Source organism: Microbacterium sediminicola, assembly GCF_039531125.1.
GTDB lineage: Bacteria > Actinomycetota > Actinomycetes > Actinomycetales > Microbacteriaceae > Microbacterium > Microbacterium sediminicola.
In genome coordinates, this window is the sequence record NZ_BAAAPL010000001.1 from 1,130,122 (window position 1) to 1,141,802 (window position 11,681).

The window sequence follows — 11,681 nt, forward strand, 5'->3', positions numbered from 1 at the left end:
ACGCGGCTCACTTTCCGAGGTACTGACCGACGCGGTCGAGGATTCTGCTGGTGTTGTCGACGAGCGGGATGTAGCCACGCATGGCGATGCGGCCATCGCACACGCAGGCCAGAGCGCTCTCGCGGCCGCCGAGCACGTCCCCGGCAGTCGCGAGGTCCGCGAAGGAGAAGACGGCGCGGGCCGGCTGCGCGGAGGCGGGGACGAGCGAGAGGCGGTGGTCGGCGACGCGGATCCGGTAGCTGAGGTCGTCCCCGACCGCGATGTCGAGGTCGCCGTCGGCCATCTGGGCCGCCGAGAACTTCCCGGCGTGGTCCTCGTTGGCGATCACCGTGATCGCGGTCGCCGCGACGTGCAGGCTGAGCAGATTGTGCGCCTCGACGAAGACGGGGTCTTCCAGGTCTGCCGCGCTCGGCTGCAGATAGCGGCCCAGCAGATCCGCCATCGGCGCGAACACGCCGGTGAGGAACTTCAGCCCCCGCGGTCCCGCGAACGGAATCGGTTGCGCCGTGCCGGCGATCACCGCGTTCAGGTGCGCAGGCGAACGGAAGAGCAGACGGACGTTCCCGGCATCCGTCGTCGCCCCCTCGATCACTGCGCCGGAGGTGAACCCGAGCGTCATCCGTCCCACGCCGGCGGCGACGAACGTGAGCGCCACCGGCCGATCAAGGCTTTCGGTCAGCGCTCGCGCGGCCGGCACCAACTCGACCAGCCTCGGGAGCGCACCGAAGACGGCGTGCAGATTGACGGATGCGTGCACCCGTTCGTCGATCTCAGTGAGCATGTACATCCTCCGCGGTCAGGGGTCGGGTATGGGTGGCGAGCGCAGCGGCGAGGATGGCGATCGCGCGGTCTGCCGCATCCAGGTCGCCGTCGGCGAGGTAGCCCAGGGTCAGGCCGTCCATGGCGACGATGAGCATCCGGGCGAGATCGTCGAGATCGAGCGTCCAGGTCACCCCGGCGCGCACGGCCGCTTGCTCCAGCAGTCCCCGCGCAGCCGCGCGGTAGCCAGACCACTGGTCCCGCATGGTGTCGTGGCGGTCGCCGCGCCGAGAGTGGAGCGCCAGCTCGAGCACGGCGAGCTCCTTGGTCGGGTCGCTTTCGACCAGCCGTACGTAGGCACCGAGCCCGGCGCACAGCGCGTCCTCGATCGTCTGCGCCTCAAGGCTCACGACCTCAGCGGCCAGGCGTTCCTCGTCGCGGATGACGTCGGTCACCGCGCGGATGAGCTCGTCCTGCGACGCGAAGATGTAGTGGATCGCGCCCAGCGGCATCCCCGCCTCAGCGGCCACAGCGCGTGTGGTCAGCGCTCCGACACCGCCGCGGGTGACGACACGGATCGCGGCGGCGATCAGTTCTTCGCGCCGCTGTTCCACGGGAATCCGTCGCATGTCACTCCAAGTTGGTCAAGTGACCAACAAAGTAACCCGCTCCCGGTGCATCCGCATCCCCCGGGCCCGATTCTTCACATCCCCGTAACAGGAGCGGGCGGTGCAACTCAGCGCGAGGAGGTGCAACTCGCGCTGACGAGGTGCAACTCGCGCTGACGAGGTGCAACTCGGCGCGGGGAGGTGCAACTCGCGTGGGATAGCGTCGAGGGATGCCGACTCCCGACTTCGTCCTCGAGCTGCGCCGCTTCGTCGGCACCCGCCCGCTTCCGCTGGTGGGAGTCACGGCCGTCATCATCCGAGGCGACCAGGTGCTCCTGGGCCGGCGCTCCGACAACGGGGCGCTCACCCCGATCACGGGGATCGTCGACCCGGGCGAGGAGCCGGCCGTCGCGGCCTGCCGCGAGGCGCTCGAAGAGGCCGGGGTCGTCATCCGCGCCGACCGGCTCGCGTGGGTACACCAGATTCCGCGGGTCACCTACGAGAACGGCGATCAGAGCGACTACTTGGACATCACGTTCCGCTGCACCTGGGTCTCCGGTGATCCGGAGCCCGTGGACGGCGAAATGACAGAGGTCGGCTGGTATCCGCTGGCCGAGCTCGCGGATGTCTCCGAGGAGATGCGCGCCCGCATTGCGGCGGCGGTGCCCGAGCGGGGCGAAGCGGTCTTCGTGCCCGGGGCCTGAGGATCGCGCCGCTTTTCCCCGGCGCCGAGCGAAGACAGCGGGCGCCCGAGCGGCGCAGACTGGCAGCGTGTCCGCCCCCACACATCGCCCGCCCATCGCACTCGCGGTCTTCTGGATCGCCGCGGGCGTGGTCGGCGCCGTCGTCGCTTTCCTCTTGTACCTCGAGTACATCGGCCAGCTCACCGATCAGGATCCGCTGATCAGCTGCCAGTGGGGCGTGCTGCTCACGTGCGGCCCGAATCTGCTGTCCGCAGGCGGCAACATCCTCGGGTTCTCGAACTCCCTCGCGGGCGTCGCGCTGTTCTTCGGGCCCGTCTACGCGGGCGTCAGCGCCCTCGCCGCGCCGCACGGCCTTCGCCGGTGGTACTGGCGCACCTTTGGACTGTTCGTCTTCGGCGCCTTCGCTCTCGTGCACTGGTTCGCCTACGAAAGCGTCTTCCTGTACGGGTCACTCTGCCCCTGGTGCATGACGATCTGGCTCGTCACGATTCCACTGTTCTGGTTCACGAGCGGCTGGATGCTCTGCGACGGCGTGTGGGGACGATCGGCCGAGGGCCTCGGCAGGGGTCTGTTCCGCTGGGCACCGCTGATCACGGTGCTCGACTATGCGCTCATCGCCGTTCTCGCGCAGGTGCGGCTGGACGTCCTGGGTAGCTTCTGACGCCCTCGCCGATCACTCCTCGCGCAGGATCGCCAGCGCGCGCGCGAGATCGGCCGGATAGGCCGATTCGAAGGACACCCACTCCCCCGACGCCGGATGGGCGAACGACAGCTGATGGGCATGCAGCCACTGCCGGCTCAGTCCAAGCTCCGCGGCGACCGTGGGGTCGCCGCCATAGAGCGGGTCACCGACGCACGGATGCCGATGCGCGGCCATGTGCACGCGGATCTGGTGAGTGCGGCCCGTCTCGAGGTGCACCTCGACCAGGGACGCGCCGCGGAAGGCTTCGAGCGTCTCGTAGTGGGTCACCGACGGCTTGCCGTCCGGGGTGACCGCGAACTTCCAGGAGTGCGCAGGATGCCGCCCGATAGGGGCGTCGATCGTTCCGGCCAGCGGGTCGGGATGACCCTGCACGACAGCGTGGTAGATCTTGTCGACCTCGCGCTCTTTGAATGCCCGCTTGAGCGCGGTGTACGCGCTCTCACTTTTGGCAACGACCATGAGACCGGAGGTGCCGACATCCAGCCGGTGCACGATGCCCTGACGTTCGGGGGCACCGGTGGTCGCGATGCGGAAGCCCGCGGCCGCCAGCGCTCCCAGGACGGTCGGGCCCTCCCATCCGAGCGACGGGTGGGCCGCAACGCCGGCCGGCTTGTCGATGACGACCATGTCGCCGTCGTCGTGGACGATCCCGAGGTCCGGAACCTCGACCGGGACGATCTCGGGCTCGCGGCGCTCGGTCCACTCGACGTCGAGCATCGATCCGGCCACCAGACGATCCGACTTTCCGAGCGTCCGCCCGTCCGCCCTCACGCCGCCGGCTTCGGCGACCTCGGCGGCGAAGGTGCGCGAGAATCCGAGCATCTTCGCCAGACTGGCGTCCACGCGCGCGCCGTCGAGCCCGTCCGGAACGGGCAGCATTCGACTGGGCATGTCAGCGCTCGGTCGTGCCTGATTCTTCGTCGGCGATGCGGTCCGCCTCTCGGGCGACCTGCTCCTGTTCGGCCTCGGTCAGCGGAGGCAGGCCGATCTCTGTGCGCGGGATCCCGGCATAGGGCGATGCGACGGGGAACTCCGAATCGAAACCACCGGCCACACCGCCGCCGGGCGCGAACTCATCGCCCGCGGCTCCCAGAATCGTCTCGTCCGAGCCCTCGGGCTCGGGCGCCTTGCGCTCTCGACTGCCGTCCATGTGCACTCCTACGATCACGAGCAGGGCGATGCCGATCATCATCGAGACGATGAAGATGTCGGCGATGTTGTAGATCGCCGGGTTGGTCCAGAACCACATCCACGGCGTGTTGATGAAGTCTACGACGTGTCCGATGCCGAACCCGGGTTCGCGAACCAGTCGATCGGTGAGGTTTCCGAGCACTCCCCCGAGGAGCAACCCCAGCCCGACCGCCCACAGACGCGAGCGCACTCGCGTGACACCGAGCCACACGATGACGACCGCGACCGCCGCGAGGGCCAGCGTGAAGATCCAGGTCACGCCCTCGCCGAGAGAGAACGCCGCACCGGGGTTGAAGACCAGGTAGAACTGCAGGAACTCGCCGATCACCGGAACCGACTCCTGATACGGCAGGTTCTCGATGGCGAGGAACTTCGTGAACTGATCGGCGGCCAGCACCAGGATCGCAAGAAGCGCGATCAGGATGCCGGCCGCCGCGTGACGCAGGGGGGCCCGAGGCGTCAAGAAATCGTCCTCACTCGGCGTTGTCGAGCGAAGCGCCGACCTTCGACGAGGCGTCGAGGTCCTTCAGGTGACCCTCGATGAAGCCGCGCAGCTGACCCCGGTAGTCGCGCTCGAACTGACGCAGCTCGCCGATGCGGACCTCGAGCTCTGCCTTGGAGGCTTCCATGCGTGAGATCTCGTCGCGACCGCGGGTCTCGGCGTCCGAGATGATCGATGCGGCCTGTGCGCGCGCGTCGGCGATGAGCTGGTCGTGCTGTGCGCGACCCTCGGCGACGTGCTCGTCGTGCAGGCGCTGCGCGAGCTCGAGGAGACCGGCGCTGGCGACGGTCGGAAGCGGCGTGGCAGCCGGCACGGGCGCCGGGGCGGGAGCAGCCTCAGGCTCGGACGCAGGCGCCTCGGCAACGGGCTCGGCGACCGGAGCGCCGGATTCGAGAGCGGCGATCTTGGCCTTCAGGTCCTCGTTCTCGGCGATCGTCTTGCGCCACTCGACGACGATCTCGTCCAGGAAGTCGTCGACCTCATCGGGGTCGAAGCCCTCCTTGAACCGGACGTGCTGGAACTGCTTGGTGACGACGTCATCCGGAGTCAATGGCATCTCTAACCTCTTTCATTCGCCCAGCGCGTGCATGCGTCCCCGCAGCGTGCGCCGCCGTGGGCGGTCGATATCAGCAAAGCATAGTCGCGGTGGGAATCAGCCCGCGAAAGCGCGTGTCACGGACAGCAGGATGAAGCAGATCAGCATCGTGAGCACGAACGCGAAATCGAACTGGATCGAACCGATGCGCAAGGGCGGAATGAAGCGCCGTAGCAACCGAATAGGAGGATCGGTCACGGTGTAGACGCCCTCCGCGACCACGAGCATCGCGCCGCGGGGACGCCATTGCCGATCGAAGACGGGAATCCACTCGAGCACGAGTCGGGCGAGCAGGACGAGGACGTAGATCAGGAGGAGGGCGTTGAGGATTCCCGCGATGATCTGGATGACATTCACGCCTTAAGTCTGCGGGAACGGAACGGCTTCCGGGTCCGCCTGCGCGACTGCCCCCTCACCCGAGACGGAGACGTTCTCCGGCGAGAGCAGGAACACCTTGCTGGTCACCCGCTCGATACGGCCATAGAGGCCCAGCGAGAGACCGCTGGCGAAGTCGATGAGGCGGCGCGCGTCGCCGTCGCTCATCTGGGAGAGGTTGATGATGACGGGGATGCCCTCGCGGAAGCTCTCGGCGATGACCTGGGCGTCACGGTACTGCTTGGGGTGTACCGTGACGATCTCGTTGAGCGCGCCGACGGCGGGCTGACGCACCATGGCGGGCCGGTGGAGGGGTGTCACGGGCGCGGCCTTCTCGACCGCGGCGGCAGCGTTCGCCTTGCGGCTGGTCGGCGCGGGCGCGGCCTCTTCGTAGACCTCTTCCTCATCGGCGAGGCCCAGGTAGACCATGGTCTTCTTCAAGGGGTTCGACATCGCATCCTCCGATTTGCTCGTCTGTTCCGAGGCTAACCGCGCGCAGGGCGCGGACCCGTGATTGCCGTGCCGATGCGAAGGTGTGTCGCACCGGCCGCGATCGCCTCGGCGAAATCGCCGGTCATTCCCGCCGACATCCAGGTCGCGCCCGGGTGAACGGTACGTACGTCGGCACCGCACGCCGCGAGGCGTGCGAACGCCCGCGCGGGCTCCTCGCCGAGTGGGGCGACCCCCATGACCCCGCGCACCCGCAACGTCGCGCAGGTGGCGACGTGATCGGCGAGGGCCGTCACCTCCTCGGGTGCGACGCCACCGCGGCCCGGGTCGTCGGTCAGATTCACCTGCAAGAAGACATCCAGCGGGTCGGCGCCCTCACCCGCGGCCTCGAGCGCGTTGGCGAGGCGCACGCGGTCGAGCGAGTGCACCACGCTGGCGGCCTCGCGCACCACGCGCGCTTTGTTGGTCTGCAGCTGCCCGACGAAATGCCAGCGAAGATCCGGCGCGGCTGCGACCTGCCCGCGCTTGTCGACGAACTCCTGTGCGCGGCTCTCCCCGACGTCGCGCACGCCGAGGGAATACAGATCGTCGACAAGACGCGCGGGGTGGAACTTCGTGACCGCGATGCGGCAGATCGTCGCCGGATCCCTCGCCGCGTCACGCGCGGCATCCGCGATCCGGGCATCGATCGATGCCAGGCGCTCCGCCAGCGTGGCCTCCACGCGGACTACTTCAGGAAGTCGGGGACGTCCAGATCGTCGTCACCGAAGGCGGAGTCGTAGGCCGAGTCCGACACGGAGGGAACCGGCTCGAGCACCTCGACCCGCTCCGACTCACCCTCGTCGGCGGCTGTGGTCGCCTCGGCGCGCTCGACCGGCTCGCGCCGGAAGACGGGCGCGGGATCGACACGCAGCTGCGGCTCACCGCCGTCGAATCCGGCGGCGATGACAGTGACGCGCACCTCGTCGCCGAGCGTGTCGTCGATGACCGTTCCGAAGATGATGTTGGCCTCGGGATGGGCTGCTTCCTTGACCAACTGTGCCGCGTCGTTGATCTCGAAGATACCGAGGTTCGAGCCGCCCTGGATCGACAGCAGCACACCGTGGGCACCCTCGATGGATGCCTCGAGCAGTGGAGATTCGACGGCGAGCTCCGCCGCCTTGATCGCGCGATCGGCGCCGCGAGCGGAGCCGATGCCCATGAGCGCGGATCCCGCGCCCTGCATGACGGACTTCACATCGGCGAAGTCGAGGTTGATGAGCCCCGGGGTCGTGATCAGGTCGGTGATGCCCTGCACACCGGCCAGGAGGACCTGGTCTGCGGTGGCGAAGGCTTCGATCATCGAGATGCCGCGGTCGCTGATCTCGAGAAGTCGGTCGTTGGGCACGACGATGAGGGTGTCGACCTCTTCCTTCAGCCGCGCCACGCCGCTCTCGGCCTGGCTCTGGCGGCGACGCCCCTCGAACGAGAAGGGCTTGGTGACGACACCGATCGTGAGTGCACCGATCGACTTCGCGATCTTGGCCACGACGGGAGCGGCACCGGTTCCGGTTCCGCCGCCCTCACCCGCGGTCACGAACACCATGTCGGCGCCGCGCAGAGCCTCTTCGATCTCTTCGCCGTGGTCTTCGGCCGCGCGGCGGCCCACCTCGGGGTCCGCCCCGGCACCCAGACCGCGGGTGAGCTCGCGCCCCACGTCGAGCTTCACGTCCGCGTCGCTCATGAGCAGCGCCTGCGCGTCGGTGTTCACCGCGATGAACTCGACGCCGCGAAGACCCAGCTCGATCATGCGGTTGACGGCGTTGACGCCGCCGCCACCGACGCCGACCACCTTGATGACCGCGAGGTAGTTCTGGTTCTGACCCATGCCGACTCCCGTGATGTGCGAACCTTCAACCTCAAGTAGAGGTATAAAGTATTCTTGGGTATGTATTTCCTAGACACGAAGCTAAGCGGCGCACGTCCCGATCCGGTGCGCGCCGTGGGCGTGTCGTGACATCACCGCGCCACGTGTCGACGCGACCGCGAGGATCCATCACCCTCACTGGATGACGACGGCCAGCGGCGACGAGACGTCGTAACGCGAGACGGTGTCCGGAGGCCTCGTGACCATCACGGTCGCCAGCACGTACGCCTTGAACGCAGACTGATCGGCGCTCCCCCACACCACTTGCGTTCCGGTGCCACCGAGGGTCAGAGTCACGTCGTGCGCCGAGGTCGCCGAGACCTCGGTGACCTGCTGCATGACCGTTTCTGGGAGCGAGCGCAGCACCTGACCGGCGGCGGCGAAGGCATCGGATGCTGTGCCGCCCTCGATGTTCAGCAGCGGACTGCCCGCGGCCGGAGTCGGCGTCGTCGACAGCGCCACGCCCGCGGCATCCACCAGCGTGTACCCCGCAGGCGACTCGATCACGCCGATCGGGGTGCGCTCCACGACCCGCACCACGAGCTCGTGCGGGGGCCGGGCCTCGAGCGCGTAGGTCTCGACCAGGGGGAACCCGACGAGAGCGGCCTTGACGGCACTCGAATCCACCAGCGGCAACGGCGTGCCGACCTGGGAGGCCAGTGCGTCGGTGACAGCGGCGACATCGAGCTGCTCGGCCCCGGCGATCGTGATCGTCTCCACGGCGAACAGCGGGCTGTAGGCGGCCCCGACACTGCCCACCGCCACCAGGATGACCGCCGCGGTGCCACCGATCCAGACCGCGCGGCGGCGACGCTGTCGCACGGTGAAACGTCGCACCTCGGAGGCCAGCGCCCGCCGTCTGGCACGCGCCGCGCGCCACACCTCGCGGAAGCCGACGCGGTCGCCGGCCGCTTCGGTCTCGTGCGACGCGGCCGTGCCGTGCCGATCGCCGGAGTCGTCCCGCGCCGAGGGCCGCTCCGACTCCTCTCCGGGGCGCGACTCGCCGCGCAGCGGAATGGGCTCCGTCACAGCCGGGGACTCCGTCACACCCGGGGACTCCGTCACACCCAGGGGCTCCGTCACACCCAGGGGCTCGGTCGCCACGGCATCGGTGGGCATCGGCCCCACCGGCAGACCCGACTCGACGATCACGTCGCGGTGCGCCCCCGCGGCGGGCACAGGGGTGTCGTGCGGGATCGGTTCGGTCGGTTCCGACGAGGGACGTCGCTCCGGCACCCCGGACTCGCGCCGCGCACCACCCCCCGGCGGAGGCGGCAGCGGGGTGGGACGACGCACCGGGCTACGCTCCCGCGTCCGGTCCGCCGAGCGCCGCCAGCACCTGCGGGACGATGAGATTCACGTTGCCGCAGCCGAGCGTCACGATGTAGTCGCCCTCGCGGGCGACAGCGGCGGCGTACTCGGCGGCGGCCTGCCAGTCGGCTTCGAAATGGACGTGCGCGGGGTCGCGGAAGCGCTGTGAGACCAGCTCGCCGGTCACCCCGGGTATCGGGTCTTCGCGAGCGCCGTAGACGTCGAGCACGATCGTGTGGTCGGCGTGCGACTCGAGGACGTCGGCGAACTCACCGGCCATCAGCTGCGTGCGCGAATACGTGTGGGGCTGGTGCAGGGCGATGATCCTCCCCCCGCCCACGACGGTGCGTGCGGCCGCGAGTGCCGCGGCGACCTCGGTGGGATGGTGGGCGTAATCGTCGTAGACGCTCACGCCTCGGCGGGTCCCGTGCAGCTCGAACCGGCGCGCGGTGCCGCCGAAGGTCGACACCGCCGCCAGCGCGGCATCCAGCTCGTGGCCGAGCGCGACGAGCACCGCGACCGCTCCGGCGGCATTGAGGGCGTTGTGGGCGCCGGGAATGGTCAGCGTCGCCCGGGCCTGGTGGTCACCGTGCGTCAGCCGAAAGGAGACGGGGCCGTCGGTGCGGATCTCATCGACGCGGATGTCGGCCGCGGCATCCGTGCCGAAGGTGAGCACCCGCGGGTGGGTGATCTGGGAGCGCACCCGACGCGCGCCCTCGTCGTCAGCGGAGATCACGGCGGCGTCGCGGGCCTCGTTCGCGAACTGCGCGAAGGCCGCATCGAATGCCTCTCGGCTTCCCCAGTGGTCGAGGTGATCGGGGTCGATGTTGGTGATCAGCGCGATGGAGGTGTCGTACAGCAGGAACGTGCCGTCGGACTCGTCGGCTTCGATCACGAAGAGATCATCGGCACCGCTACCGCTGGAGACACCCAGATCTGCGATCACCCCGCCGTTGACGAAGTTGGGGTCCTCGCCGAGAGCGCGAAGTGCCGTGACGACCATGCCGGTGGAGGTGGTCTTGCCGTGCGCTCCGGCCACCGACACCAACGGCCGTGAACCGATCAACCAGTGCAGCGCCTGCGAGCGATGGATGACAGGCATCCCGCGCTCCTTGGCAGCCACGAACTCGGGATTCTCGGGCCAGATCGCTCCGGTGTGGATGACCGTGTCGGCATCGCCCAGGTTGGCCACATCGTGTCCCACCGAGACACGCGCGCCGCGCGCCGCGAGGGCGCGCAGCCCCGGGCTGTCGGCCCGGTCGGAACCGGACACGCGGATGCCGCGCTCCAGGAACATGCCGGCAAGCCCCGACATTCCGGACCCGCCGATGCCGATGAAATGCGCGGCCTCGATCGTCTCGGGGAGGGGCAGGCTGAGGTCGGGTCTGATCATGACCAGATCATCCTAGGTCGCCGATCCGGGGATGCCCTGTCGGCGCGCCCGCGCCGACCGCGGCGGGGTCGGGCCGGTGGCCGCGGCGTCGCATCCTCACCGCAGCGCGTCGTCGACCAGCGCGATCACCCGCTCGGTGCCGTTGCGGATTCCGGTCTGCACGGCCGCGCGAAGCATCCGCTCCCGCGCGGCCCCGTCGCGCAGCAGCGGCACGACGCGGTCGCGGATCGCGTCCGGGGTGAATTCGGCATCCGGGATCAGCAGCGCCGACCCGTGGGCGACCGACGACGAGGCGTTCAGGGCCTGCTCGCCGTTGCCGACGGCGTACGGCACGTAGACCGCGGGGATCCCGAGAGCGCTGATCTCGCTCACGGTCGCGGCTCCCGAACGCGACACGATGAGATCGCACGCCGCGTAGGCCAGGTCCATGCGGTCGACGTAGCGACGCAGGGCGTAGCCGGGCAGCCCGGGGTCCGCCAGATCCGAGCGCTCCCCGGTCACGTGGATCAGCTGCCACCCGGCATCCACGATGTCCTGCCCGGCGCCTGCCAGCGCGACGTTCAACCGCTGGGCGCCGAGCGACCCGCCGAAAACGAGCAGGGTGGGACGGTCCGGATCAAGACCGAAGGCCGCCGCCGCCTCGTGGCGCAGTGCGGCACGGTTCAGATCCTCGATCTCGCGGCGCAGCGGCATCCCGACCACCTCCGCGCGCGGCAGCGGCGTGCCCTCGAAGGCGACCCCGACGCGGGCGGCACGGCGCGCGCCGAGCTTGTTGGCAAGACCCGGGCGCGCATTGGCCTCGTGCAGAACGAAGGGGATGCGCGCGCGCCGAGCGGCCACGTACGCCGGCGCGGAGGCGTAGCCGCCGAAGCCGATCACGACGTCGACGCCGCGCTCGTCGATGTGCGCCCGCACCTGCGCGACCGCGCGGCGGAAGCGCGCGGGGAAGGCCAGGGCCGCCCGGTTCGGTCGGCGCGGGAAGGGCACCTTGTCGACGATCAACAGCTCGTAGCCACGCTCGGGTACCAGACGCGCCTCCAGCCCCTCACGGGTGCCGAGCACCCACACCTGGGCATCATCGTCCCGCGCCCGCAGCCCATCGGCCACGGCGAGCAGGGGGTTGACATGTCCCGCGGTGCCCCCGCCGGCCAGAAGGTAGGTCGTCACCGTCCGACCCTATCCCG

Annotated in this window: 14 protein-coding genes; 2 read left to right on the forward strand and 12 right to left on the reverse strand. The window is 69.4% G+C overall.

The window, feature by feature from the left end; translation table 11 throughout:
- Positions 1 to 7: 7 nt before the first annotated feature.
- Together ABD206_RS05285 and ABD206_RS05290 are read right to left on the reverse strand one after the other, a co-directional pair.
- The gene (locus tag ABD206_RS05285; protein ID WP_344070128.1) at positions 8 to 781 is read right to left on the reverse strand and encodes a hypothetical protein; all 774 of its coding nucleotides are present in this window, start codon (positions 779 to 781) and stop codon (positions 8 to 10) included.
- Entirely contained in the window at positions 771 to 1,388 is a 618-nt protein-coding gene (locus ABD206_RS05290) for a TetR/AcrR family transcriptional regulator (protein ID WP_344070130.1), read from the reverse strand. The genes ABD206_RS05285 and ABD206_RS05290 overlap by 11 nt, the downstream gene beginning before the upstream one ends.
- A 209-nt stretch (positions 1,389 to 1,597) precedes the next feature.
- Between ABD206_RS05290 and ABD206_RS05295 the strand changes: the two genes are divergently transcribed.
- Both ABD206_RS05295 and ABD206_RS05300 read left to right on the forward strand, forming a co-directional pair.
- Positions 1,598 to 2,071, forward strand: coding sequence for an NUDIX hydrolase (locus ABD206_RS05295; RefSeq protein WP_344070131.1), 474 nt, complete (start codon positions 1,598 to 1,600; stop codon positions 2,069 to 2,071).
- A 67-nt stretch (positions 2,072 to 2,138) separates the two neighbouring features.
- On the forward strand, positions 2,139 to 2,732 hold the full coding sequence (locus tag ABD206_RS05300) for a vitamin K epoxide reductase family protein (protein WP_344070133.1): 594 nt from the start codon (positions 2,139 to 2,141) through the stop codon (positions 2,730 to 2,732).
- 12 nt (positions 2,733 to 2,744) lie between these two features.
- On the opposite strand, the gene ABD206_RS05305 is transcribed toward ABD206_RS05300, so the two are convergent.
- From ABD206_RS05305 to ABD206_RS05350, 10 genes are all read right to left on the reverse strand, one after another.
- Positions 2,745 to 3,665: an RluA family pseudouridine synthase gene (locus ABD206_RS05305; RefSeq protein WP_344070134.1), complete on the reverse strand. Its 921-nt coding sequence runs from the start codon at positions 3,663 to 3,665 to the stop codon at positions 2,745 to 2,747.
- 1 nt (position 3,666) lies between these two features.
- The gene (gene lspA, locus ABD206_RS05310; protein WP_425561158.1) at positions 3,667 to 4,428 is read right to left on the reverse strand and encodes a signal peptidase II; all 762 of its coding nucleotides are present in this window, start codon (positions 4,426 to 4,428) and stop codon (positions 3,667 to 3,669) included.
- 10 nt (positions 4,429 to 4,438) lie between these two features.
- Positions 4,439 to 5,023 carry a DivIVA domain-containing protein gene (locus tag ABD206_RS05315; RefSeq protein WP_344070136.1) on the reverse strand — a complete coding sequence of 195 codons (585 nt, stop codon included), beginning with the start codon at positions 5,021 to 5,023 and terminating at the stop codon, positions 4,439 to 4,441.
- A 96-nt stretch (positions 5,024 to 5,119) separates the two neighbouring features.
- Positions 5,120 to 5,419, reverse strand: a complete 300-nt coding sequence (locus ABD206_RS05320) for a YggT family protein (protein WP_344070138.1) — start codon at positions 5,417 to 5,419, stop codon at positions 5,120 to 5,122.
- Positions 5,420 to 5,422: 3 nt separating this feature from the next.
- Complete coding sequence (locus tag ABD206_RS05325; protein ID WP_344070140.1) at positions 5,423 to 5,890, reverse strand: cell division protein SepF; 468 nt, start codon at positions 5,888 to 5,890, stop codon at positions 5,423 to 5,425.
- Between the two features lie 32 nt (positions 5,891 to 5,922).
- Entirely contained in the window at positions 5,923 to 6,609 is a 687-nt protein-coding gene (locus ABD206_RS05330) for a YggS family pyridoxal phosphate-dependent enzyme (protein WP_344070142.1), read from the reverse strand.
- 5 nt (positions 6,610 to 6,614) lie between these two features.
- Entirely contained in the window at positions 6,615 to 7,754 is a 1,140-nt protein-coding gene (gene ftsZ, locus ABD206_RS05335) for a cell division protein FtsZ (protein WP_344070143.1), read from the reverse strand.
- A gap of 174 nt (positions 7,755 to 7,928) precedes the next feature.
- Positions 7,929 to 9,089, reverse strand: coding sequence for an FtsQ-type POTRA domain-containing protein (locus ABD206_RS05340; RefSeq protein ID WP_344070145.1), 1,161 nt, complete (start codon positions 9,087 to 9,089; stop codon positions 7,929 to 7,931).
- Between the two features lie 4 nt (positions 9,090 to 9,093).
- A complete protein-coding gene (gene murC / locus ABD206_RS05345; RefSeq protein WP_344070147.1) occupies positions 9,094 to 10,497 on the reverse strand; it encodes a UDP-N-acetylmuramate--L-alanine ligase in 1,404 nt (467 codons plus the stop codon).
- 96 nt (positions 10,498 to 10,593) lie between these two features.
- The gene (locus ABD206_RS05350) at positions 10,594 to 11,664 is read right to left on the reverse strand and encodes a UDP-N-acetylglucosamine--N-acetylmuramyl-(pentapeptide) pyrophosphoryl-undecaprenol N-acetylglucosamine transferase (protein WP_344070149.1); all 1,071 of its coding nucleotides are present in this window, start codon (positions 11,662 to 11,664) and stop codon (positions 10,594 to 10,596) included.
- Positions 11,665 to 11,681 lie beyond the last annotated feature (17 nt).